At 59.3% G+C, this 23,677-nt stretch carries 18 protein-coding genes; 11 read left to right on the top strand and 7 right to left on the bottom strand.

Going from position 1 to position 23,677, the window contains the following annotated elements; genetic code table 11:
- The first annotated feature begins 67 nt into the window (after positions 1 to 67).
- The 3 genes from glgA (at position 68) to AFK65_RS18385 (ending at position 4,485) form a co-directional block, all read left to right on the top strand.
- Positions 68 to 1,501 (top strand): glycogen synthase GlgA, encoded by a 1,434-nt coding sequence (glgA, locus tag AFK65_RS18395; protein ID WP_007702746.1) that lies wholly within the window; start codon positions 68 to 70, stop codon positions 1,499 to 1,501.
- Positions 1,502 to 1,513: 12 nt separating this feature from the next.
- Positions 1,514 to 3,961, top strand: a complete 2,448-nt coding sequence (glgP, locus tag AFK65_RS18390; RefSeq protein ID WP_007702744.1) for a glycogen phosphorylase — start codon at positions 1,514 to 1,516, stop codon at positions 3,959 to 3,961.
- A gap of 68 nt (positions 3,962 to 4,029) precedes the next feature.
- Positions 4,030 to 4,485: a hypothetical protein gene (locus tag AFK65_RS18385; RefSeq protein ID WP_007702742.1), complete on the top strand. Its 456-nt coding sequence runs from the start codon at positions 4,030 to 4,032 to the stop codon at positions 4,483 to 4,485.
- Positions 4,486 to 4,490: 5 nt separating this feature from the next.
- On the opposite strand, the gene AFK65_RS18380 is transcribed toward AFK65_RS18385, so the two are convergent.
- The gene (locus AFK65_RS18380) at positions 4,491 to 6,050 is read right to left on the bottom strand and encodes a sensor domain-containing diguanylate cyclase (RefSeq protein ID WP_038858729.1); all 1,560 of its coding nucleotides are present in this window, start codon (positions 6,048 to 6,050) and stop codon (positions 4,491 to 4,493) included.
- Positions 6,051 to 6,197: 147 nt separating this feature from the next.
- Positions 6,198 to 7,715: a glycerol-3-phosphate dehydrogenase gene (gene glpD, locus AFK65_RS18375; RefSeq protein ID WP_007702736.1), complete on the bottom strand. Its 1,518-nt coding sequence runs from the start codon at positions 7,713 to 7,715 to the stop codon at positions 6,198 to 6,200.
- A gap of 208 nt (positions 7,716 to 7,923) precedes the next feature.
- Between glpD and glpE the strand changes: the two genes are divergently transcribed.
- The 3 genes from glpE to AFK65_RS18360 all read left to right on the top strand — a co-directional run bounded on the left by glpE (position 7,924) and on the right by AFK65_RS18360 (position 9,958).
- Positions 7,924 to 8,268, top strand: a complete 345-nt coding sequence (glpE, locus tag AFK65_RS18370) for a thiosulfate sulfurtransferase GlpE (RefSeq protein WP_172461549.1) — start codon at positions 7,924 to 7,926, stop codon at positions 8,266 to 8,268.
- 75 nt (positions 8,269 to 8,343) lie between these two features.
- Complete coding sequence (glpG, locus tag AFK65_RS18365; RefSeq protein WP_038858731.1) at positions 8,344 to 9,174, top strand: rhomboid family intramembrane serine protease GlpG; 831 nt, start codon at positions 8,344 to 8,346, stop codon at positions 9,172 to 9,174.
- Positions 9,175 to 9,199: 25 nt separating this feature from the next.
- Entirely contained in the window at positions 9,200 to 9,958 is a 759-nt protein-coding gene (locus tag AFK65_RS18360) for a DeoR/GlpR family transcriptional regulator (protein WP_007702726.1), read from the top strand.
- A 140-nt stretch (positions 9,959 to 10,098) separates the two neighbouring features.
- Here AFK65_RS18360 and malT read toward each other — a convergent pair whose 3' ends face one another.
- The gene (gene malT, locus AFK65_RS18355; protein WP_038858734.1) at positions 10,099 to 12,804 is read right to left on the bottom strand and encodes an HTH-type transcriptional regulator MalT; all 2,706 of its coding nucleotides are present in this window, start codon (positions 12,802 to 12,804) and stop codon (positions 10,099 to 10,101) included.
- A gap of 599 nt (positions 12,805 to 13,403) precedes the next feature.
- On the opposite strand from malT, the gene malP reads away from it, so the two are divergent.
- From malP to cspE, 3 genes are all read left to right on the top strand, one after another.
- The gene (gene malP / locus AFK65_RS18350; RefSeq protein ID WP_007702720.1) at positions 13,404 to 15,806 is read left to right on the top strand and encodes a maltodextrin phosphorylase; all 2,403 of its coding nucleotides are present in this window, start codon (positions 13,404 to 13,406) and stop codon (positions 15,804 to 15,806) included.
- Positions 15,807 to 15,816: 10 nt separating this feature from the next.
- Positions 15,817 to 17,925, top strand: a complete 2,109-nt coding sequence (gene malQ, locus AFK65_RS18345; protein WP_038858736.1) for a 4-alpha-glucanotransferase — start codon at positions 15,817 to 15,819, stop codon at positions 17,923 to 17,925.
- Positions 17,926 to 18,197: 272 nt separating this feature from the next.
- Positions 18,198 to 18,410: a transcription antiterminator/RNA stability regulator CspE gene (cspE, locus tag AFK65_RS18340; protein WP_004386389.1), complete on the top strand. Its 213-nt coding sequence runs from the start codon at positions 18,198 to 18,200 to the stop codon at positions 18,408 to 18,410.
- A gap of 159 nt (positions 18,411 to 18,569) precedes the next feature.
- Here cspE and nfuA read toward each other — a convergent pair whose 3' ends face one another.
- The gene (gene nfuA, locus AFK65_RS18335) at positions 18,570 to 19,145 is read right to left on the bottom strand and encodes a Fe-S biogenesis protein NfuA (protein ID WP_007702711.1); all 576 of its coding nucleotides are present in this window, start codon (positions 19,143 to 19,145) and stop codon (positions 18,570 to 18,572) included.
- A gap of 58 nt (positions 19,146 to 19,203) precedes the next feature.
- A complete protein-coding gene (gene gntX, locus AFK65_RS18330; protein ID WP_038858738.1) occupies positions 19,204 to 19,881 on the bottom strand; it encodes a DNA utilization protein GntX in 678 nt (225 codons plus the stop codon).
- A 39-nt stretch (positions 19,882 to 19,920) separates the two neighbouring features.
- Between gntX and bioH the strand changes: the two genes are divergently transcribed.
- Together bioH and AFK65_RS18320 are read left to right on the top strand one after the other, a co-directional pair.
- On the top strand, positions 19,921 to 20,700 hold the full coding sequence (gene bioH / locus AFK65_RS18325; protein ID WP_038858740.1) for a pimeloyl-ACP methyl ester esterase BioH: 780 nt from the start codon (positions 19,921 to 19,923) through the stop codon (positions 20,698 to 20,700).
- Between the two features lie 81 nt (positions 20,701 to 20,781).
- Positions 20,782 to 21,051, top strand: a complete 270-nt coding sequence (locus AFK65_RS18320) for a YdgH/BhsA/McbA-like domain containing protein (protein WP_007702693.1) — start codon at positions 20,782 to 20,784, stop codon at positions 21,049 to 21,051.
- A gap of 48 nt (positions 21,052 to 21,099) precedes the next feature.
- Here the strand turns inward: AFK65_RS18320 and feoC are convergent, their stop codons facing one another.
- Entirely contained in the window at positions 21,100 to 21,336 is a 237-nt protein-coding gene (gene feoC, locus AFK65_RS18315) for a [Fe-S]-dependent transcriptional repressor FeoC (RefSeq protein WP_007702692.1), read from the bottom strand.
- The gene (gene feoB, locus AFK65_RS18310; RefSeq protein ID WP_038858741.1) at positions 21,336 to 23,651 is read right to left on the bottom strand and encodes a Fe(2+) transporter permease subunit FeoB; all 2,316 of its coding nucleotides are present in this window, start codon (positions 23,649 to 23,651) and stop codon (positions 21,336 to 21,338) included. The genes feoC and feoB overlap by 1 nt, the downstream gene beginning before the upstream one ends.
- Positions 23,652 to 23,677: the final 26 nt, after the last annotated feature.

The raw sequence follows: 23,677 nt of genomic DNA, 5'->3' as shown, positions 1-23,677 counted from the left end.
AATTTCCGCGCGCGATGGTTTCGCGTTCGGCGCGCCTGTTGCGCTGTGACTTTCAACGGGAGAGATAATGCAGGTCTTACATGTATGTTCTGAACTTTTTCCGCTGCTGAAAACGGGTGGTCTGGCGGATGTCCTTGGCGCGTTGCCTGCTGCGCAGATTACCGAAGGTGTGGATACGCGCGTGCTGCTGCCAGGCTTCCCCGATCTCCGCCGCGGGGTCGCGGATGCCAAAGTGATCACGCGCCGCGACACTTTCGCCGGGCGTATCTCTTTGTTATACGGGCATTTCAACGGCGTCGGCATCTATCTTATCGACGCGCCGCATCTTTATGACCGTCCGGGCAGCCCTTATCACGACACTAACCTGTACGCGTACACTGACAACGTGATCCGCTTTGCCCTGCTGGGTTGGGTGGGGAGCGAAATGGCCGCCGGCCTCGATCCGTTCTGGCGTCCTGACATCGTTCACGCGCATGACTGGCACGCGGGCCTAACGCCCGCGTATCTCGCGGCGCGCGGCCGTCCGGCGAAATCGGTGTTTACCGTGCATAACCTCGCCTACAAAGGCATGTTTTACGCGCATCACATGGATGAAATCGGATTGCCATGGTCGATGTTTAATATGAATGGCCTGGAGTTCAACGGCGAGATTTCGTTCCTCAAGGCGGGCCTCTATTATGCCGATCATATTACGGCGGTGAGCCCGACCTACGCGCGCGAAATTACCGAGCCGCAGTTTGCCTATGGTCTGGAAGGGCTGCTGAAACAGCGTCACAGCGAAGGGCGGCTGTCGGGCATTCTGAACGGGGTCGATGAGAACATCTGGAACCCGGCGCACGATCTGCTGCTGGCCTCGCGATACACCCGCGACACGCTGGAAGAGAAAGCGGAGAACAAACGCCAGTTGCAGATTGCGATGGGCCTGAAGGTGAATGATAAAGTGCCGCTGTTCGCGGTGGTCAGCCGCCTCACCAGCCAGAAAGGGTTGGATCTGGTGCTGGAGGCGTTGCCGGGGCTGCTGGAACAGGGTGGACAACTGGCGCTGTTGGGCGCAGGCGATCCGGTCCTTCAGGAAGGTTTCCTCGCCGCCGCGGCCGAACATCCAGGCCAGGTCGGCGTACAGATTGGCTATCACGAGGCGTTCTCGCACCGCATCATGGGCGGCGCGGATGTCATTCTGGTGCCGAGCCGCTTTGAGCCGTGCGGGTTGACGCAGCTCTACGGTCTGAAATACGGCACGCTGCCGCTGGTGCGCCGCACCGGCGGGCTCGCGGATACCGTTTCCGACAGCTCGCTGGAGAACCTGGCGGACGGCATCGCCAGCGGTTTCGTCTTTGAAGACAGCAACGCCTGGTCGCTGCTGCGGGCTATCCGGCGCGCTTTCGTATTGTGGTCCCGTCCGTCCCTCTGGCGTTTTGTGCAGCGCCAGGCCATGGGGATGGACTTTAGCTGGCAGGTCGCGGCGAAATCCTACCGCGAACTTTATCAACGCTTGTTGTAAAGGAACACGTCGATGAATGAACCCTTTAGCTATGCGTCGCCAACCCTGAGCGTGGAGGCGTTAAAACACTCTATCGCTTACAAGCTGATGTTCACCATCGGTAAAGATCCGGCTATCGCTAACAAACATGAGTGGCTGAACGCCACGCTGTTTGCGGTGCGCGACCGCATGGTGGAGCGCTGGCTGCGCTCCACTCGCGCCCAACTCTCCCAGGAAGTGCGTCAGGTTTACTATCTGTCGATGGAGTTTTTGATTGGCCGCACGCTCTCAAACGCCCTGTTGTCGCTTGGCATCTATGAAGATGTGCGGGACGCGCTGGAGGGGATGGGCCTGAGCCTGGAAGAGCTCATCGACGAAGAGAACGACCCCGGCCTTGGCAACGGCGGTCTGGGGCGTCTCGCCGCCTGCTTCCTGGATTCGCTGGCGACGCTGGGCCTGCCGGGCCGCGGCTACGGCATTCGCTACGACTACGGCATGTTTAAGCAGAACATCGTCGACGGCCGCCAGAAAGAATCGCCAGACTACTGGCTGGAATATGGCAACCCGTGGGAGTTCCAGCGCCACAACACGCGTTATAAAGTGCGCTTCGGCGGCCGTATTCAGCAGGAAGGCAAGAAGACCCGCTGGGTGGAAACCGAAGAGATCATCGCGGTCGCCTCTGACCAGATTGTTCCCGGCTACGACACCGACGCGACCAACACGCTGCGGCTCTGGAGCGCGCAGGCCAGTAGCGCTATTAACCTCGGTAAGTTTAACCAGGGCGATTACTTCGCGGCGGTGGAAGATAAAAACCACTCCGAGAACGTATCGCGCGTGCTTTACCCGGACGACTCCACCTATTCCGGGCGCGAGCTGCGCCTGCGGCAGGAGTATTTCCTGGTGTCCGCCACCGTGCAGGACATTTTAAGCCGCCATTACATGCTGCATAAAACCTACGCCAACCTGGCGCAGAAAGTGGCGATTCACCTGAACGACACCCACCCGGTGCTGTCGATTCCGGAGCTGATGCGCCTGCTTATCGATGAGCACAAGTTCAGCTGGGACGAGGCGTTCGAGGTGACCTGCCAGGTGTTCTCCTACACCAACCATACGCTGATGAGCGAGGCGCTGGAGACCTGGCCTGTGGATATGCTCGGCAAGATCCTGCCGCGCCATCTGCAAATTATCTTCGAAATTAACGACTACTTCCTGCGTACCGTTCAGGATCAATACCCGAACGATACCGCGCTGCTAAGCCGCGTGTCGATTGTCGACGAGTCTGGCGGGCGCCGCGTGCGTATGGCCTGGCTTGCGGTCATTATCAGCCACAAGGTTAACGGGGTATCGGAACTGCACTCGAACCTGATGGTGCAGTCGCTGTTCGCCGATTTCGCGAAGATCTTCCCGATGCGCTTCCTGAACGTCACCAACGGCGTGACGCCGCGCCGCTGGCTGGCGCTGGCGAACCCGGCGCTCTCGGAGGTGCTCGATGAGAACATCGGACGCACCTGGCGCACCGATCTCAGCCAGCTCAGCGAACTGGAGCAGCACATCGACTACCCGGCGGTGAACCAGCAGGTGCGCGAAGCCAAGCTTGAGAATAAAAAGCGTCTGGCGATTTACATCGCGCAGCACCTCAACGTGGTGGTGAACCCGAAAGCGCTGTTTGACGTGCAGATCAAACGTATTCACGAGTACAAGCGCCAGCTGATGAACGTGCTGCACGTCATTACGCGCTATAACCGCATCAAAGCCGATCCGGATATAGAATGGGTGCCGCGCGTGAATATTTTCGCCGGTAAAGCCGCCTCGGCGTATTACATGGCGAAGCACATTATTCACCTCATTAACGACGTGGCGAAGGTCATCAACAATGATCCGCAGGTCAGGGATCGGCTGAAAGTGGTGTTTATCCCGAACTACAGCGTCAGTCTTGCGCAGCTCATTATTCCGGCGGCGGATCTCTCGGAGCAGATTTCGCTCGCGGGCACCGAAGCGTCCGGCACCAGCAACATGAAATTTGCGCTCAACGGCGCGCTGACCATCGGCACGCTCGATGGCGCGAACGTTGAGATGCAGGAGCATGTCGGCGAAGAGAACATTTTCATCTTCGGCAACACGGCGGATGAAGTGGAAGCGCTGCGTCGCGCCGGCTACAACCCGCGCGATTACTATGAGAAGGACGACGAGCTGCGCCAGGTGCTGACCCAGATAGCCACCGGCGTGTTCAGCCCTGAAGAGCCGGGCCGCTACCGGGATCTGGTGGATTCGCTGATTAACTTTGGCGATCACTATCAGGTGCTGGCGGATTACCGCAGCTATGTGGATTGCCAGGATCAGGTGGACGAGCTGTATCTGCAGCCAGAGGTGTGGACCACGCGCGCGATGCATAATATCGCCAACATGGGCTATTTCTCCTCTGACCGCACGATCCAGGAGTATGCGGAAAATATCTGGCATATCAATCCCGTACGCCTGTAAGATCGCTGCGTTATCAACACAACCAGAGTGGTGACACTCTGGTTTTTTTATGGGTGCGAAAAGCAAGGATGACGAAAAAAACCACATGGGCGGGCGCGCTGCTCGTATCGCTGGCAGGCGCGCCATTACTGGCGCAGATATACGGCGCGGTGGCGGATTTCGCGCTTTCAGGCGTGATGCGCACGTTCGCCTCGGCGAGCGTCGGCACTGCCGTACTGGTATTGCTGCAAGGGGTGTCACTGGCGCTGCTGGGGAAACATCAGGCGACGCGGCGGCCCCACAGCGGGCGCGTGTTCTGGGCTGTGTTTGGCTGGTACGTCGTCTGTGCGGCCGCGTTCAGTACAAAGGCGGCGTTTTTGCCCGACGCGCCGCGGGGCGCGCTGTTCTTTGCCGGCTGGCTCCCGAGCGCGTACATCTGGCTGCTCGCGAGGGACGCTTTTTCTGTATGGCCGCTGTGGATCCCCGCGCTGGGACAGGGCGTCGTACTGGCGGGGTTTTATTACGGACGGCGGCGCGCGGGATAAGGGCGTTATGCCTGGTAGGGGGCGTCGAGCAGAATATGACTTACGCCCGCCGCGCCCGCCACGCAGTTGCGGCCTGCTCGTTTCGCCTGATAGAGCGCGTCGTCCGCCCGGCTCTTCAGCATTTCGCCATTGATGTCATCCCCTGTGACGGTAGCGGCGCCTGCGCTTATCGTCAGCACTTTTTCCTCCATCGGCGTCGCCGGATGCGACAGCCGGGCGTCATGGATTGCCTCAAGCGCGCGTAGCGCCACCCGCTGCGCGGCATGCGCATCCGCGCCGGGAAGGATAATCGCAAACTCTTCGCCGCCGTAGCGCGCGACCCGGTCGGTCTTGTGCAGCGGCAGATGCCGCAGAATGTCGCCCACGGCTTTCAGGCATTCGTCGCCCGCCACATGGCCCTGGGTGTCGTTATAGATTTTGAAATAGTCGATATCGCACATCACCAGCGAGACCGGCGCGCCGGTCGCCTGCGCGCGCGTCATGCACTGCTCCAGATAGATATCGAACTGCCGGCGATTGGCAAGCCCCGTTAAGCCATCCAGCAGCGCCAGATCCTGCAAAATATGGTTCGAGCGCGTCAGATCGTCTCGCAACCCGATAAGCTCCCGCTGATAGCGCAGGCTGGCGCGGATTTGTCTTAGCACCAGCACGCCGAACACCAGCACAACGCCAAGCAGTACGGCGTTCAGCGCGAGCGTCGGAATATTGTTACGCCACCAGGCGGCGCGCAGTTCATTGACGTCGTAGCCTGCCGACACCACCAGCGGATAGCGTTCAAGCGTCGCATAGCCGAAAATCCGCGGCACGCCGTCTAACACCGATTTCCATGCGCCGCCGCCGGTCGGGGCGATTTTCAGCATTCGGGTAAACAGCGGGCTGGAGGAGAGGGTGCGGTTGATGTAGGAGTCGGGAAACGGGCGCACATACAGCACCGTGCTGTCCGCGAAGGTGATGCCCAGCGTATCGGTCGGCCCCATTTCGTAATAGCCGTAAAACTGGCGGAAGTAGTCGATATCCACCGTCGCCAGCAACACGCCGCGAAAGCGTCCTTCACGGTTATTCAGACGCATCGAAACCGGCACCACCAGCTCGCCCGTGGAGCGGCTGCGGATCACATGACCGATATGTATACCGGTGTCGCTGTGCTGGCTGTGCCAGCGGAAATAATCGCGTTCGGCGCTGTTGGCCTGCGCCGGAATGACGCTCGCCGAGGTGGCGAGCCAGTCGGCGCTGGCGTCGTAGACAAACAACCCATGCAGTTGCGGCAGCTGACGCTGCTGCTGGGCGAGCAGGCCGCGCGGGCCATTCCACTCTGCGGGTTGCAGAAAAATATCATCGGAGCGGCGCGCCAGCTCATCCAGCGTTAACTGCACCTGAAGAAATGTATCTTCCGCCTGCCGGGCCAGGGAAATTGACTGGTTACGCGCCTGCCGCTCCGTCTCTTCGACGCTGTGCTGCCACGACTGCCATAACGAGCTGCCGCTGACCGCCATCACCAGAAGCGAAATCAGCAACAAAAAAGCCAGCATTACGGCATCCGGCGAACGGAATGTTGCCTTGCGCAAACGGCGCTCTCCTGAGGGCATGGTCGATGACCCATAGTAATACGATGTTGTTAAGTGTAGCGACAGAAATACGTGGCAAGGCGGGGGAACGAGAGATAAAAAGACGCGGCCGCGCAGGAGGAGACGCGGCCGCGAAAGGGGAACGGGTTACGACGCGAGCGACAGCTTCACGTTAGCTTTTTTGCCGACGTTTTCGCTCAGCCATTGCGCCACGCGCGATTGTTCTTCGCCGTTGAGCCACATGCCGAGTTTGGTACGGCGCCAGATGGCGTCATCCAGGCGGCGCACCCATTCGTGCTCGACCAGGTAGCGCAGCTCCGCTTCGTAGAATTCATGACCAAAGTGTTCGCCCAGCGCGTTAAGGTCCGCGGCATCGCCCAGAATCAGCTCGCTGTTGCTGCCGTAGGTACGGGCATAGTGGCGCGCCAGCGTTTCGCTGATGAACGGATAACGGCGACGCAGCTGCGCGGCGTAGTCGTCGCGCTCGCCCTGGAAGGCGCCGCCCGGCAGCACGGCGTTACGGGTCCACGCCTGGCCGATATTGCTGTAATAGGACGACAGCTTTTCCATCGCGTGTTCAGCCAGTTTACGGTACGTCGTGAGTTTGCCGCCGAAGACCGACAGCAGCGGCGCTTTACCGTTTTCATCGTGAATATCCAGCGTATAGTCACGCGTGATGGCCTGCGGCGAGTCGGATTCGTCATCGCACAGCGGACGCACCCCAGAGTAAGTCCAGACCACATCGTCGCGGGTCAGCTGTTTTTTGAAGTGCGCGTTATACACTTTCAGCAGATAGCCGATTTCTGACTCGTCGATCGCCACTTCTTTCGGATCGCCTTTGTATTCGACATCCGTGGTGCCGATGATCGAGAACTCTTCCATCCACGGAATAACAAACACGATGCGTTTATCTTCGTTCTGCAGAATGTAGGCCTGCTTCTGGTTATGCACGCGCGGCACTACGATATGGCTGCCTTTGATCAGGCGGATGCCATAAGGCGATTTCAGTTTCAGGCCGTCGTCGAAGAAGTTTTTCACCCACGGGCCGGTGGCGTTCACTAAGCCGCGCGCCTGCCAGGTATAGGTTTCGCCAGTATCGATATCTTCCGCTTCCACGATCCACATGCCGTTTTCGCGACGCGCGGAGGTGGCGCGGGTGCGGGTCAGCACTTCGCCGCCTTTTTTCACGACCATCTGGGCGTTCGCCAGCACCAGACGCGCGTCGTCGACCCAGCAGTCGGAATATTCGAAACCGCGCACGATTTCGGGCTTCAGAACGGAATCCGAACCAAAACGCAAACCGGTGGAGCCCGGCAGACTGGTGCGTTTGCCGAGGTGATCGTACATAAACAGGCCGGTGCGGATCATCCACGCCGGACGCAGGTGCGGACGGTGCGGCAAACGAAAGCGCATCGGGAAGGCAATGTGCGGCGCCATTTTCAGCAGCACTTCACGCTCGGCCAGCGCTTCGCTCACCAGGCGGAACTCGTAATGTTCCAGGTAGCGCAGGCCGCCGTGGATCAATTTGGAGCTGGCGGAAGAGGTGGCACATGCCAGATCCTGCGCTTCCAGCATCAGCACAGAGAGTCCACGCCCTGCGGCGTCTGCCGCGATACCGGCACCGTTGATGCCCCCACCTATCACAATCAGATCTTTGGTTTCCATGCTGCTGCCCTCACGCACTTTCGTTAAAGCTCATAAATGTTCGTTATCGCTCATAATAGCAAACAAACGCGCTTTTGATAACAACAAAAAAACATTTCAGTGTGATGTGAATAACATTATGGCGTTACAGACGGAGGAAGCCTTACACTTACGTTATTATCGGCATAACGCATCGCGCGTCGTTGGCCAGCCTTACGCCCCTTTAAAAATGAAAGAGAGCACCATGGATCAGTTTGAATGTATTAATGTCGAAGAAGCGCACCAGAAACTGCAGCAGGGCGGCGCCGTGCTGGTGGATATTCGCGATCCGCAAAGCTATGCGATGGGCCACACGCCCGGCGCGTTTCATTTAACCAACGCCACGCTGCCCGCCTTTATGCAGCAGACCGATTTCGACGTGCCGGTGCTGGTGATGTGCTATCACGGCAATAGCAGCAAAGGTGCCGCGCAGTATCTGCTCCACCAGGGGTTTGACCAGGTCTACAGCGTGGACGGCGGTTTCGATGCCTGGCATCGTCATTTCCCGGCGGAAGTGGCGCACGGAGAGAGTTAAGCATCGTGTCCGCGTCGTTCGCAGGTATACTGCTTTCCTCGTATGGGGATACCCTTCTGAACAGAACGACTTGCTATGTTGATGATTAACTCGTTTGACAACCCGCGTCTGGCGCAGGCGTTTGTTGACTATATGGCCACCCAGGGCGTGATACTGGAAATCCAGCGGCATGAGACCTGGGATATCTGGCTTGCCGATGAGGCGCAGGCGGAAAGGGTTAAAGCGGAGCTGAGCTACTTTCTCGCGCATCCGGGCGATCCGCGCTATCTCTCCGCGAGCTGGCAGACCGGGCAACTCAACGCGGGGTTGCGCTACCGCTCTTACCCCTTTATGGACACCGTGCGCGCCCACGCGGGCCCGCTGACGCTCGGCATGATGGCGCTGTGCGTTGTCGCCTTTCTCGCGATGAGCGTCATTGGTTCTCCGCAAGTGGCCGTCTGGCTTGCATGGCCTTTCGATCCCTCTCTCAAATTTCAACTCTGGCGCTATGTCAGCCCGCTGCTGCTGCACTTTTCCCTGCTGAGCCTGATCTTCAATCTGCTATGGTGGTGGTATCTTGCCGGTCCGCTGGAGAAGAGCGCCGGCAGCGGTAAATTGCTGACGCTGACGCTGGTGACGGCGCTGGTGGGCGGCGTGATTCAGTATCAAATCGCGGGCCCGTGGTTCGGCGGCCTCGGCGGCGTGGTCTACGCGCTGGTCGGCTACGTCTGGCTGCGCGGCGAACGCGAGCCGGAAAACGGGCTGCATCTGCCCCGCGGCATTCTGGTGTTTATGCTGCTGTGGCTCGCCATCGGCGGACTGGGGCTGTTTGGCAACAAGACGGCGAATGCCGATCTGGTGGCGGGGATGCTGATTGGCCTGGCGATGGCTATGACGGATACTCTGCATGCGCGAAAACGAAAATAATACGGCAACACGTCAGGAGAAGGGTGTGAAGCAAACACAACGTCACGATGCCATTATTGAACTGGTAAAAAAACAGGGCTATGTGAGTACCGAAGAGCTGGTGGAGCAGTTTGCCGTCAGCCCGCAAACCATCCGCCGCGATCTCAACGATCTCGCCGAACAAAACATGATCCTGCGCCACCACGGCGGCGCGGCGTTACCGTCGAGCTCGGTCAATACTTCCTGGCATGACCGCAAGGCGACCCAGACGGCGGAAAAAGAGCGTATCGCCTATAAAGTGGCAAGCCAGATCCCTAACGGCGCGACGCTGTTTATCGATATCGGCACCACGCCAGAGGCGGTGGCGCACGCGCTGTTAAACCATGAGAATCTGCGCATCGTGACCAATAACCTGAACGTGGCGAATACGCTGATGGTGAAGGACGATTTCCGCATCATTCTGGCGGGCGGCGAGCTGCGCAGCCGCGACGGCGGGATTATCGGCGAGGCGACGCTCGATTTTATCTCTCAGTTCCGGCTCGATTTCGGCATTCTGGGTATCAGCGGCATCGACAGCGACGGCTCGCTGCTGGAGTTCGATTACCACGAAGTGCGCACCAAGCGCGCGATTATCGAGAACTCGCGCCATGTGATGCTGGTGGTGGATCACTCCAAGTTTGGCCGCAACGCGATGGTGAATTTAGGCAGCATCAGCCTTGTGGATGCGGTCTATACCGACACAATGCCGCCCGCAGGCGTAATGCAGGTGATTAACGCCAATAAGGTGCAGTTAGAGTTGTGCTGATGTGGTGAGTTTTGCGGCGACGGTTGTCTGCGGAACGGCGGGTGCGCTGCGCTTACCCGCCCTACGGTTCAGTTCATCATCCTTTGATGTAGGGTGGGTAAGCGCAGCGCACCCACCATTAACGCGGATTACTGCTAACCCTAAACCCCATACCCCATCATCTTCAGCAACTGCTGGGCGTGCTGAACGGCGTCCTGACGGTGCGCCACGCCAAGCTTCTGATACAAATTGCGGATATGGGTTTTAATCGTGGTCGCCGCCACATCAAGCTCGCCGGCAATCTGATCGTTGCTGTAACCGGAATAGATAAGCCCCAGCACCTGCCATTCGCGCTGTGTCAGCGGGCTGGTGCGAATGAGCTCCGGCACTTCCGGGTGATTCAGCAGTTTATTGACGAAGTTCTCGTCGAAATGAGCGAACTTATGGCGATGATGCTGGTTAATATCACGCAAAATCCGCTGCGCGCGATGCTGTTCGATCTCCGGCAGCGTATTAAGCTGCAACAGCTGACGCAACTGCTGCGCCATCGCTTCGCCTTCAATCACGAAATGGCTGATAAACCCGGTGCGGTTGGCCAGCGTTAACGCTTCCATCAGCACGCGCTGGGCGTCGCTTTTCCGTCCGGCATTCCAGTAAAGCTGGTTCAGCAACAGCAGGTTGCGGTTGATATCGCTCATCAGACGAAGGCTGCGGGCGTTTTCGTTAAGCTCTTCCAGCACCATCTCCGCGGGCTCGTAATCGCCAAGCAGGATCTGAACGCGGGCGATATTGCGCCACTGGCTTTGCAGGAAATGGTTATTGGCGAAGGCCGGTTTCGGCGTCTGGCGCAGCCAGGCGGCGGCCGCGGCTTTGTCGCCGGTCATCTGCCAGTAAATCACCCGCACTTTATCGGCGTTGGAAACCCAGTCGCTGTGGTAATGGCCGTTACCGAGCAGATTTTCAAGACGGTTCAGATGGCTGCGGGCGTTGTCGAGATCGCCGCGCGCCAGCGAGCACTGCACCAGCAGCGCCAGACACTGCAACTGCTGCTGGGGCTGGTAGTTCGCCAGCACGGTCATCCCGGTGCGCGCACAGGCTTCCGCTTCATCCAGCCGCGCCCAGGCCCATAGCAGCTGCGCGCGAATGCGCAGCAGGAATTCATGCAGCGGCAGCTGTTCGAGATGCTGCTCCTGGATAAGAATAAACGCCTTTTCCTGCGTCTCCCACGCGGCCTGTAAAAAGCCCTGGGCGAAGAGAATTTCGCTCTGCTGGATAAGACTCCAGAGCGCGTAATGCCAGACATCGTGACGGCGCGCCATCAGTTCGGTCTGCTGCATCACCGACAGCGATTTCGTTAAGTCGCCTTTGCAATGGAGCACTTCGCCGTGGACCGACGTCGCCACGATGCGGCTGTAGAAATTCGCCAGCGGCAATGTCTCCAGCGCGACCATCGCCAGCCGCTCGGCCTCGTCCGGGTCGCCGTCGTTAATCGCCACCTGCGCGCGCAGGGCGTTGAATTCGCCATGCAGCGTGTCGTCCATTTCGCCTTTCATCTCCTGCTCGGCGCGCGCCAGCAGAGTGTTGACTTCGCTGTAGCGGTGCTGGCTCTGCATCAGCCAGGCCTGCAACAGTACGAGGCGCGGGTTCGCCAGCAGGCTCTCCCAGGGCAGGGCTTTTAAAGACTGTTCCAGCAGAGTGAGTTCACTGTGGTTGAACAGCCCCCAGGCGTGATTGAGCAGGATATCGCGCAGCATACTGGCGTCGCCCGCCGCAAGCGCGTGGTGGATGGCTTCACTCGGGAAGCCCTGCGCCATCCAGCTCTCCGCCGCCGCGCGGTGGATATCCGGCAGCTCGGTCGACAATTCCCACTGGCAGCGCTGACGCAGGAAGTTACCGAACAGCGGGTGATAGCTGAACCATTCACCGGAATCATCCATCCGCTGCAAAAACAGCCCCTGACGCTCGATCTCCTCCAGCCGCATCTGGCCGTTCTCTTCGCCGGTCACACGGACAATCAGCGCGTCGTTCATCGAGCGCAGCAGGGCGCTTTTCAGTAAAAACTGTCGGGTGTCGTTATCGACGTTATTCAGCACCTCATCGACCAGATAATCGGAGAGATGGCTGGCGTTAATGCCCGCCAGACGGCGCGCCGACTGATGCACCGCGCCGGTATTCTGCCGCGCCGAGAGGGCGATAAGTTGCAGCGCGGTGGCCCAGCCTGCGACGTCGTCGCAAAGGCGGCTGCTCTGCGCCGGTTCAATGGGCTGGCTCAGGCGGCAGTCGAAAAACTGGCGCGCTTCCTGGTGCGTAAATGCGAGCTGCTGGCTGCCGATTTCGAGCAACTGTTCGCGCACGCGCAGGTTGGCGATGCCCAGCTGCGGCAGATTGCGCGACAGCACCACCAGCGTCAGCGCATCGGGCTGATGGCGCAGGAAGAAGCGCATCGCCTCGTGGATCACCGGATTGGTGATGAGATGGTAATCGTCAATCACCAGAAAGAGCGGGCGCGGCCAGTCCGCCAGCTCGATGAAAAGCTGGGCGAAGAGGGATGAAAGGCTTGCGTACTGGCGTTTTTGGGCCATCACTTCGCTGCTGACGCAGTGTCCGCCGGTGGCCTGCTGAATGGCGGCGATAAGATAGCTGGCGAAGCGCTCCGGCTGGTTGTCGCCTTCATCAAGCGAATACCACCCCAGTTCGGTTTTACCTGCGGCCCACTGGGAAATTAACGTCGTTTTCCCGTAGCCGGCGGGGCTGGTGATAAGCGCCAGCCGGTAGTTGCTAGCGCCGGATAATTTAGCCAGCAGACGTTCACGAACCACAGTGTGTTCAAGACGAACCGGGCGACTTAACTTAGACGGTATCAACATAGGATCACTTCACTGTGCAGGAGGCAAAGAGATGACGATTTTTTTTGTGCTTCGTAATTAATACTAAATTAAGGTCGGACAGAATCAGCGTGAATGCAAGTTATGTCCTTTTTTGGGCATCTTAAAGTTGCACTCTGTCACATTTCCATTTTTTCTGTGAATATTTCAGCGTCGCTCGCCTGCAAAGGCCGTTGGCTCTGGCTTCGCGTCGGGTCATAGCCGGTTTTTATTTCACCATCGGGGCAGTAAACCCTGCAAACTAAGCGCCGTTTTGCCGATTTTTGTGCGCTAAATCACCGTCAAAACGCGCCTGAACGGCGCTTAAGCGTTATTTTTAGTGAGAATTCGTTTCTGCTGTAACAGCCTGTCTGGACGGCCGCCAGTAGTGAGGTAAGAAGGCTTGCAGGAACGACAAGTGGCGTCGTACTTCCTGCGCGTTTTACCGCGTTTGAGGTGAGTTTTAGTGCCCGGGATCACAGTTTTTGCTACTACCCGTTCCTCCTCCCTCGCTAATCCTGCGCAGGATGAGGAATTCACTCAGGGGGCCGGGCAAACTAGCGGAAATTCTCCTTATTTTTGCTACAGGACCCCGATTTACTATGTCACAGCCCACCTTTAACCCGGTTGAATTCGAGGCCGCGCTGACCCGTCAGTGGCAGCGTTTTGGTTTACACAGCGCCAAAGAAATGACGCAGCGCCAGTGGTGGAAGGCGGTCAGCGGCGCGCTCTCGGAAATGCTCGTCGCCATTCCCCCGCAGCAGCCTCAGGCGAAACAGCGCCACGTAAACTACATCTCGATGGAGTTTCTGATTGGCCGTCTGACCGGCAACAACCTGCTGAATCTCGGCTGGCACGATGAGGTTAGCCGTATTCTGGAAAGCCACAACATCCATCTGGGCGATCTGCTGGAGCAGGAAACCGATCCGGCGCTCGGCAACGGCGGTCTGGGGCGTCTGGCGGCCTGCTTCCTGGATTCCATGGCGACCGTCGGGCAGTCCGCGACCGGTTATGGCCTGAACTACCAGTACGGCCTGTTCCGCCAGTCTTTCGACGACGGCAAACAGATGGAAGCGCCGGACGACTGGCACCGTCGCAGCTACCCGTGGTTTACCCATAACGAGGCGCTGGATGTGCAGGTCGGCATCGGCGGTAAAGTCATCAAAGAGGGGAAAACCGCGCGCTGGGTGCCGGGGTTCGTCATTACCGGCGAAGCATGGGATCTGCCGGTCGTGGGTTACCGGAACAGCGTGGCGCAGCCGCTGCGTCTGTGGCAGGCGACGCACGCCCATCCGTTCGATCTGACAAAATTCAACGACGGCGATTTCCTGCGTGCCGAGCAGCAGGGCATCGACGCGGAAAAACTGACCAAAGTCCTCTACCCGAACGACAACCATCAGGCGGGCAAGAAGCTGCGTCTGATGCAGCAATATTTCCAGTGCGCCTGTTCCGTAGCGGATATTCTGCGTCGCCACCATCTGGCGGGCCGCAAACTGGCCGAGCTGGCGGATCACGAAGTCATCCAGCTCAACGACACGCACCCGACGATCGCCATCCCGGAACTGCTGCGCGTGCTTATCGACGAACATCAGCTGAGCTGGGATGACGCCTGGGCGATCACCAGCCGCACTTTTGCCTATACCAACCACACTCTGATGCCGGAAGCGCTGGAGTGCTGGGACGAGCGTCTGATCCGCACGCTGCTGCCGCGTCATATGCAGATTATCAAAGAGATCAATACGCGCTTTAAAAAGCAGGTGACCAAAACCTGGCCCGGCGATGAGGCGGTCTGGGCGAAACTCGCCGTGGTACACAACGGCCAGGTGCGTATGGCGAATCTCTGCGTAGTGAGCGGCTTTGCGGTGAACGGCGTGGCGGCGCTGCACTCCGATCTGGTCGTCAAAGATCTGTTCCCGGAATACCATCAGCTCTGGCCGAACAAATTCCACAACGTGACCAACGGCATCACGCCGCGCCGCTGGATCAAACAGTGCAACCCGGCGCTGGCCGCGCTTATCGATAAGACGCTGAAAAAAGAGTGGATAAACGATCTCGACGCGCTGGCCGGGCTTGAGCAATACGCCGACGACGCGGCATTCCGCAAGGCGTACCGCATTATCAAACAGGAAAACAAGCAGCGTCTGGCGGCGTATATCCATGCCCGTACCGGCATTGAAATCAACCCGAACGCGTTGTTTGACGTGCAGATCAAGCGTCTGCATGAGTACAAACGCCAGCATCTCAACCTGCTGCACATTCTGGCGCTCTACAAAGAAATTCGCGAAAACCCGAAGGCGGATCGCGTGCCGCGCGTCTTCCTGTTTGGCGCAAAAGCCGCGCCGGGTTACTACCTCGCGAAAAATATCATCTACGCTATCAACAAAGTCGCGCACGCGGTGAATAACGATCCGCGGGTCGGCGACAAGCTGAAAGTGGTCTTCCTGCCGGATTACAACGTCTCGGTCGCCGAGATGATGATCCCGGCGGCGGATATCTCCGAGCAGATCTCAACTGCCGGTAAAGAAGCCTCCGGCACCGGCAACATGAAGCTGGCGCTGAACGGCGCGCTCACCGTCGGGACGCTGGATGGCGCGAACGTTGAGATTGCCGAACAGGTGGGCGAAGAGAACATCTTTATCTTCGGCCACACGGTTGAAGAAGTGAAAGCGCTGAAAGCCAAAGGGTATGACCCGGTGAAATGGCGCAAAAAAGACAAACTGCTGGATGAGGTGCTCAAAGAGCTGGAAAAAGGCGTCTACGCGGACGGCGACAAGCACGCTTTCGATCTGATGCTGCACAGCCTTGGCAAACAGGGCGGCGATCCGTACCTGGTGATGGCGGACTTTTCCGCCTATGTTGAAGCCCAGAAGCAGGTGGATGTGCTCTACCGCGACCAGGAAGCCTGGACCCGCGCGGCTATCCTCAATACCGCGCGCTGCGGCATGTTCAGCTCTGACCGCTCTATCCGGGATTATCAGCAACGTATCTGGCAGGCAAAACGCTAAAGGAGCCGCCATGGAAAGCAAACGCCTTGACTCCTCCGCCCTTGCGGCGGGGATTAGCCCTAACTACATCAATGCGCACGGCAAACCGCAGGCGATTGGCGCTGAGACCAAGCGGCGTTTGCTGGAAGCGATGAACCCTGAGGCCGCGCCGAAAGCGGCCGATAAATCGCCGCTGCCGCCGGTGAAAGTGGTGGCGAAGAGCCGCCGTATGCAGCTAACGCCGCAGGGCCGCGGCGACTACCACTGGCTGCTGACCAGCGAAACCGGCGAGCAGTTTAGCGGCAACGCGCGCGGCGGCGAGGCGCTGACGCTGCCGGCAAAGCTTGACGAGGGTTATCATACGCTGACGCTCACGCGTGACGATCATCGCTGGCACTGCCGGCTTATCGTCGCGCCGAAGCGCTGCTATGAGCCGCAGGCGCTGCGCGAGGGTAAAAAACTCTGGGGCGCGTGCGTCCAGCTTTATACGCTGCGCTCGCAAAATAACTGGGGCATCGGGGATTTCGGCGATCTGCAAGCGATGCTGAATGAAGTGGGCCCGCGCGGCGGCGCGTTTATCGGTTTAAACCCGATCCACGCGCTCTATCCGGCGAACCCGGAGAGCGCGAGCCCGTACAGCCCGTCGTCCCGCCGCTGGCTTAACGTTATCTATATCGACGTGAACGCGGTGGAGGATTTCAGGCGTAGCGAGGAGGCGCAGGCCTGGTGGAAGCTCAAATCCACGCAGCAGGCGCTGAAAGCGGCCCGGGAGTCGCAGTGGGTCGATTACTCCACCGTGACTATGCTGAAACTCACCGCGCTGAAAATGGCCTGGACGCGCTTTTCCACGCGCGGCCCGGATGATGACGATGTGGTGGCGTTTCGCGATTTCGTGGCCCGCTCGGGCGAAAGTCTCTACTGGCAGGCGGCGTTCGACGCCATTCACGCCTGGCAGGCGCAGGAGGATCCGATGCGCTGGGGCTGGCCGGCCTGGCCGAAAGCGTATCAGAGCACCAGCAGCCAGGAAGTGCAGGCGTTTTGTAAAAACCGCGCTGATGAGGTCGATTTCTACCTCTGGCTGCAATGGCTCGCGTACGAGCAGTTCGCCCGCTGCTGGGAGACCAGCCAGTCATACGATATGCCGATCGGCCTGTATCGCGATCTGGCGGTCGGCGTGGCGGAAGGCGGCGCGGAAACCTGGTGCGACCGCGAGCTGTACTGCCTGAAAGCGTCGGTCGGCGCGCCGCCGGATATTCTGGGGCCGCTCGGGCAGAACTGGGGCCTGCCGCCAATGGATCCTCACGTAATGCAGGCGCGCGCCTACGAGCCGTTTATCGAACTCCTGCGCGCCAATATGACGAACTGCGGCGCGCTGCGCATCGACCATGTCATGTCGCTGCTGCGCCTGTGGTGGATCCCGTATGGCGAAACGGCGGATAACGGCGCTTACGTGCAGTATCCGGTCGACGATCTTCTGGCGATCCTCGCGCTTGAAAGCCAGCGCCACCGCTGCATGGTGATCGGCGAAGATCTCGGCACCGTCCCGGCGGAGATCGTCGGCAAACTGCGCGACAGCGGCGTCTACTCGTACAAAGTGCTCTACTTCGAAAACGAAGGCGGTAGCCGCTTCCGCGCGCCGAAGCGCTGGACATCGCAGGCGATGGCGGTCGCGACCACGCACGATCTGCCGACGCTGCGCGGTTACTGGGAGAGCGGCGATTTAACCCTCGGAAAAACGCTGGGGCTTTATCCCGACGAAGAGGTGTTAAAAGGGCTGTATGCCGATCGCGAGCGGGCCAAACAGGGGCTGCTGGAGAGCCTGCATCAACATGGCTGTCTGCCGAAACGCGCAGGCCACCACGCCGCGCGCATGAAAATGGGCGCCACGCTGAACCGCGCGCTCCAGCGCTATATCGCCGACAGCAACAGCGCGTTGCTCGGTCTTCAGCCGGAAGACTGGCTGGATATGGCGCAGCCGGTCAACGTGCCGGGCACCAGCGCTCAGTACCAAAACTGGCGACGCAAGCTCACCGTGGGGCTGGAGGCGATGTTTGCCGACGACACCGTGAACCGATTGATTAAAGATCTGGATAAGCGCCGCCGCGCCGCCTCGGCGGTAAAGCCTGCAAAGCGTAAGTAACCGTTCGCCCCTGCGCGCTGCATAAAAGGCGCAGGGGCAACTATTTTGGCCTCCCGCAATAAAAAGCTTGCTTTGCAGGAGCCAGCATGCGTTAATGCACTCCTCGGTTTGCGAGACAGACCCGTCGAAAAGCAGTTTAGTAAAGCAGTTCTCATTTCAAGTGTTATCCCAAGATATCCCTTCTTTTTGAGTCTCCTCCATAAGCGCTAAGTAAATTCTGTTATGCAGACCACGCAACGCCGCAAGGCTCAATGATTTTTTAAGGTGATAACATGTCTGACAAAATGACTGGTTTAGTAAAATGGTTTAACGCGGAAAAAGGTTTTGGCTTCATCACTCCGGACAACGGCAGCAAGGACGTTTTCGTTCACTTCTCCGCTATCCAGAACAACGGCTTCAAAACCCTGGAAGAAGGCCAGAAGGTCTCTTTCTCCGTTGAAAGCGGCGCGAAAGGCCCGGCAGCTGCGAACGTAACTGCTATCTAATCGCTCGCTCTGCGCGGTTTCCGACAGCGATGACGGGTCAGCCCTGAGCAGTGAAACCGACGCAAAAAAGAACCCGCCTTGTGCGGGTTTTTTTATTCCGAGCATACGCGAAAAAAAAGCCCGCTTAAAGCGGGCTTTTTTAATGGCGGGCGTTCGCGCTTAGTAGTAAGAGTGCTCGCCGCGCTGGTGTTCGGTGAGATCGCGCACGCCTTTGAGTTCCGGGAACTCGTTCAGCAGCTGTTTCTCGATACCCTCTTTCAGGGTCACGTCCACCATAGAGCAGCCGTTGCAGCCGCCGCCGAATTGCAGAATGGCGTAGCCTTCGTCGGTGATCTCCATCAGCGTGACGCGGCCGCCGTGGCCCGCCAGCTGCGGGTTGATCTGCGACTGCAGTAAATACTCCACGCGCTCCATCAGCGGCGCGTCATCCGCCACTTTACGCATTTTCGCGTTAGGCGCTTTCAGCGTGAGCTGCGAGCCCAGCTGGTCGGTCACAAAGTCGATTTCCGCATCTTCCAGATACGGCGCGCTCAGTTCGTCGACATAGGCGGTGAGCAGGTCGAACTTCAGTGCGGTATCCGTAGCTTCCACGGCGTCGGGCGGGCAGTAGGACACGCCGCATTCAGCGTTCGGGGTGCCTGGGTTGATAACGAATACGCGGATCTGCGTCCCTTCTTCCTGGCTTGCCAGTAGCTTGGCAAAGTGTGCCTGGGCGGCATCGGAAATACGGATCATAGCAATGGCCTAATAGTTGACTATTTTAGTTGGTTATAATACGCCCATCATCGAGGCTCTACAAGGTTCGACACAGGCACCATACCTGGACAGTCGCCGCGCCGTTGCGCTTAAGCAGGCGCGCGATTTGGGCAACGGTACTCCCTGTTGTGACGACATCATCCACAATAACGATATGGAGACCCGCCACCGGTAATTCAACCCGGAAGGCGTTCTTCAGGTTGCTGCGCCGCTGGCGGGCGTTGAGCTGCCGCTGGGGCGGGGCGGCTTTGATGCGCGCCACCGCGTCCGGCGCGTAGCGTATCCCAAGCCAGCGTGACAGCGCCCTGGCGATAAGTGCGCTTTGGTTAAAACCGCGTCGCCAGGCGCGCGCGCGGTGCAGCGGCACGCTGATGATAAGATCCGCTTCAGGAAGCGCGCCGGCGCGTTTCGCGGCGAGTATTTTTAACAGCAACAGGCGGGCGAGCGCGGACGCAAGCGCGGTGCGGCCGTGAAATTTAAACTGATGCACCAGTCCGCTGACCGGCGGCGCGTAGTCGCTCGCGGCGAGCAGCCGCTGCCAGACGGGCGGTTTTTGCAGGCAGCGGCCGCACGGCTGCGTCTCAAGCGCGGCGGGCAGGCCGCACTGCGGGCATACCGCTACCTGCCGCCGCCGCTGGCAGCGCGAACAAATCCCCCAGCCGGCCACGCGCAGCGGCATCCGGCATAGCCAACACATCCCTGGTATTGTTAGCATGACGGCCTCCTTGTACATCAATCATGAGAAGAGTAACGGATGAATGACATCTGGTGGCAGACCACGGGCGAAGGAAATTGTCATCTTGTGCTGCTGCACGGGTGGGGGCTGAACGCCGAAGTGTGGCGTTGCATTTCGCAGGAATTACGCTCGCACTTTACGCTGCACCTGGTGGACCTGCCGGGCTACGGGCGCAGCCAGGGCTACGGCGCGCTGACCCTTGACGAGATGGCGCGCCTGGTGGCGAGCCGCGCGCCTGAACGCGCCATCTGGCTTGGCTGGAGCCTCGGCGGGCTGGTGGCAAGTCAGGTGGCGCTCAATGAACCGTCCCGCGTTGACGCGCTGGTGACGGTCGCCTCGTCGCCCTGTTTTCAGGCGGGCGACGACTGGCCCGGCATCAAGCCGGAAGTCTTAAGCGGTTTTCAGCGTCAGCTGAGCGAGGATTTTCAGCGTACGGTTGAGCGTTTTCTCGCGCTGCAAACGCTCGGCACCGAGACGGCGCGCCAGGACGCGCGCGTCCTGAAATCCATCGTACTGGCGCAGCCGATGCCTGGTGCTGAGGTATTAAACGGCGGGCTGGAGATCCTGAAAACCGCCGATCTGCGCGAGGCGCTCACCGCCTGGCAGGGGCCGTTTTTACGCCTCTATGGCCGTCTCGACGGGCTGGTGCCGCGCAAGGTCGCCGCGCTGCTTGATGCACGCTTCCCTGACAGCGAATCGCAGATCTTTGAGAAAGCCGCCCACGCGCCGTTCATCTCCCACCCGCGCGAATTCTGCGATGCGCTGCTGGCGCTGAAGGCTCGCCTGGCAAACCCCTGAAAGCGCGCCATACTTTAGATGTCATTGTTATCGGGCGTTTTTATCCCGCCCTTCACATCATCTGAGCAGGGAGTCATTACTATGAAATTACGCACCGGTATGCTGTTGTCTGTGATTGTGGGTTCGCTCTCTTTTGGCGCGATGGCGGCGCAGGAGCTGCAGAAAGATAAAGTCAAAGAGATGAATCTCACCAAAATCGGCACCATTGTCTCTGACAAAGGCACCGCGCCGATGGACGCGAAAGAAGAACTGATTAAGAAAGCCGATGAAATGGGTGGCAAATATTATGTCATCACCAGCGGCGAGAAAACCGGTAAAGACATTCACGCCACGGCGGATGTTTATAAATAAGACGTGTAGCACGAAGAAAAAGGGCGGGCATTATGCCCGCCCTGTCTGTTATCGCAACTGCCACACCTCTTTACGGCACGCCTTGCCTTCCGGGCAGTGGCGACAGCTGCCGCTCAGGCAGCCCGACAGCCACTCCTCCTGACGTTCCGCTTTCCCCATCGCTTCCAGGCGACTGAGCATCGCGTTGACCAGCGGCAGCGGCGTCGCGAGCTGTTCGCTGATACGCTGCGCCTCCATTCTTCCCGAGAGCGCCAGCAGATCCCGCACCTCAATCAGCGTGGCCATCAGTGACACTCCCCGGCGGTGGTTTCACAGCAGCGCGCTTCGCGTCGCGGCGCCAGCAGGCTCACATCCACCCGGCTACGCGCCCGACGCAGCGCGGTGAGCAACCCAATGTTAAACAGCACGACGGCCAGCATCGCCGTAAGGCTATAGAGCGGATGCGCCTGGAAGGTCGCGCCCTGGTAGAACATCGTCGCCAGCGAATACGCGATATTCAGCCCCCAGAGAATCGAAAAGCCCATCCAGCCGCGGCTCGATTCGCGGGCGATAGCGCCCATCACCGAGATGCAGGGGATATAGAGCAGCACGAACACCAGATAGCTGTAGGCGGCGGCTTCGCTGCCGAATTTCGCGCTCATCACGCCCATCGCCCCGGTCGCCATCTCGCCATCGCCTTTGCTCGCTTCGATGGGGTTCGCCAGTACGCTAAGGCTAAAGGTGTCTTTCAGGCTCTGCCAGGTTTCCGCCAGCGCGCCGGTCAGCTCGTCCTTCAGGCTAAAGCTCGCGGCGTCGAACGGGGCTTCATGGATGTTTTCGGCGGTATAAAGCGTGTTCAGCGTGCCGACCACCACTTCTTTCGCCATCGCGCCGGTGAATAACCCGACGGTGGCCTGCCAGTTGTCTTCCTGTACGCCGATCGGTTTTAACAGCGGCGTCAGTACGCGGCTGACGGAGGCCAGCGCGGAGTCGTTAATGTTATCCACGGTCTTGCCGCTGAACGAAAAGCTGTTCAGCGCGCCAATGAACACACTGACAACGACGATGACTTTCCCGGCGCGCAGCACAAAGCCTTTCAGGCGCTGCCAGGTTTGCAGCAGCAGGCTTTTCAGGTGCGGTACGTGATAGACCGGCAGCTCCATCACAAAGGGCGTGGCTTCGCCGCGCATGATCGTAAACTTCAGCATCAGGCCGGTCAGAATGGCCATCACGATGCCGAGCAGATAGAGCGAAAAGACCACCAGCGCGCCCTGCTGGCCAAAAAAGGCGGCGGCGAATACCGCGAAAATCGCCAGCCGCGCGCCGCAGGACATAAACGGCGCCATCATAATCGTCATCAGTCGTTCGCGCGGCGCATCCAGCGTGCGGGCGCCCATCACCGACGGCACGTTGCAGCCAAAGCCCACAATCAGCGGAACGAACGATTTACCCGGCAGGCCCAGCGCCTGCATCAGGCGATCCATCACAAACGCCGCGCGGGCCATATAACCGGAATCTTCAAGAAACGACAGGAACAGATACATCATGCCGATTTGCGGCACAAGCGGCAGCACGGTGTTGATGCCGCCGCCAATCCCCTGGGCGAGGAACAGCGTCAGCCAGGTGGGGAAATGCAGGGTATAGCCGACCCATTGCAGCCCGTGAATGAAAATCGCCACGGAGCCCGCGTCGAAAATCGGCTGCAACGCGCCGCCGATGTTAATGGCGAGCAGGAACATCAGGTACATCACGCCGAGAAAGACCGGCAGGCCCAGAAAACGGTTGAGAATAATGTTATCCAGCGCGGCCGTGAGGCGGTGCGGCTCGGCGGTGAGGCTGTTGCTGACGGCGTCGCAAATCGTCGAAATGCTCTGATAGCGGGCGTCAACGATATGCAGCGCCGGATCGTCAAGCTGGCTTTCAAGCTGTGCCTGAATGTGCGGGAGCCGCGCGGCGGCATCGCCCGCCACGCTGTGGCTGTAGATATCGCCTTCGAGCATTTGCAGCCCGAGCCAGCGGCGCTGCTGGGCGGAGAGATCGCCGGGCATCGCCGCTGCCAGCGTCTCTGCTGCCTCAGAAAGCGGCGCCGGGTAATGGACGCGCTCAATCGTCTGATTACGTTTGTGGCGGTCAATGGCGAGCTTCAGGCTGTCGATGCCGCGGGCGCGGGTAGAAACCAGCGGCACCACCGGGCAGCCGAGGCGGCTTGCCAGCGCGTCGATATCAATACGGATGTTTTGTTTATCGGCGATATCCAGCATGTTGAGCGCGACCACGCACGGAATGCCGAGCTCCAGCAGTTGCAGCGTCAGGTAGAGGTTGCGCTCAAGGTTGGAGGCGTCCACCACGTTTATCAGCATGTCCGCATCGCCGCTGAGGATGTAGTGGCAGGCGATCTGTTCATCAAGCGAGGTTTGCGAGGAAATCGTAGTCAGAGAGTAGGTGCCAGGCAGATCGACCAGCGTCACCTGGTGATCGGTCGTCGCGAAGTTGCCCTCTTTACGCTCTACCGTCACGCCCGCCCAGTTGCCCACGCGCTGCCGCGCGCCGGTGAGCTGGTTAAACAGCGTGGTTTTGCCGGAGTTCGGATTGCCGATTAAGCCGATGGTTAATTTTTTCATTTGCGTTAACTCAACACAGAAAGAGG

Origin of the sequence: Cronobacter universalis NCTC 9529, from assembly GCF_001277175.1 — a bacterium.
Classification (GTDB): domain Bacteria; phylum Pseudomonadota; class Gammaproteobacteria; order Enterobacterales; family Enterobacteriaceae; genus Cronobacter; species Cronobacter universalis.
This window is presented reverse-complemented; position numbering and strand designations above follow the sequence as displayed.

What these genes read in the sequence shown, in the direction of transcription:
- glpD (WP_007702736.1), bottom strand. Translation starts at nt 7,715, where the DNA reads ATGGAAACCAAAGATCTGATTGTGATAGGTGGGGGCATCAACGGTGCC.
- AFK65_RS18320 (WP_007702693.1), top strand. Translation starts at nt 20,782, where the DNA reads ATGAAATTACGCACCGGTATGCTGTTGTCTGTGATTGTGGGTTCGCTC.
- bioH (WP_038858740.1), top strand. Translation starts at nt 19,921, where the DNA reads ATGAATGACATCTGGTGGCAGACCACGGGCGAAGGAAATTGTCATCTT.
- feoB (WP_038858741.1), bottom strand. Translation starts at nt 23,651, where the DNA reads ATGAAAAAATTAACCATCGGCTTAATCGGCAATCCGAACTCCGGCAAA.
- glgP (WP_007702744.1), top strand. Translation starts at nt 1,514, where the DNA reads ATGAATGAACCCTTTAGCTATGCGTCGCCAACCCTGAGCGTGGAGGCG.
- feoC (WP_007702692.1), bottom strand. Translation starts at nt 21,336, where the DNA reads ATGGCCACGCTGATTGAGGTGCGGGATCTGCTGGCGCTCTCGGGAAGA.
- malT (WP_038858734.1), bottom strand. Translation starts at nt 12,804, where the DNA reads ATGTTGATACCGTCTAAGTTAAGTCGCCCGGTTCGTCTTGAACACACT.
- gntX (WP_038858738.1), bottom strand. Translation starts at nt 19,881, where the DNA reads ATGCTAACAATACCAGGGATGTGTTGGCTATGCCGGATGCCGCTGCGC.
- glgA (WP_007702746.1), top strand. Translation starts at nt 68, where the DNA reads ATGCAGGTCTTACATGTATGTTCTGAACTTTTTCCGCTGCTGAAAACG.
- malQ (WP_038858736.1), top strand. Translation starts at nt 15,817, where the DNA reads ATGGAAAGCAAACGCCTTGACTCCTCCGCCCTTGCGGCGGGGATTAGC.
- glpG (WP_038858731.1), top strand. Translation starts at nt 8,344, where the DNA reads ATGTTGATGATTAACTCGTTTGACAACCCGCGTCTGGCGCAGGCGTTT.
- AFK65_RS18385 (WP_007702742.1), top strand. Translation starts at nt 4,030, where the DNA reads ATGACGAAAAAAACCACATGGGCGGGCGCGCTGCTCGTATCGCTGGCA.
- nfuA (WP_007702711.1), bottom strand. Translation starts at nt 19,145, where the DNA reads ATGATCCGTATTTCCGATGCCGCCCAGGCACACTTTGCCAAGCTACTG.
- cspE (WP_004386389.1), top strand. Translation starts at nt 18,198, where the DNA reads ATGTCTGACAAAATGACTGGTTTAGTAAAATGGTTTAACGCGGAAAAA.
- malP (WP_007702720.1), top strand. Translation starts at nt 13,404, where the DNA reads ATGTCACAGCCCACCTTTAACCCGGTTGAATTCGAGGCCGCGCTGACC.
- glpE (WP_172461549.1), top strand. Translation starts at nt 7,924, where the DNA reads ATGAAAGAGAGCACCATGGATCAGTTTGAATGTATTAATGTCGAAGAA.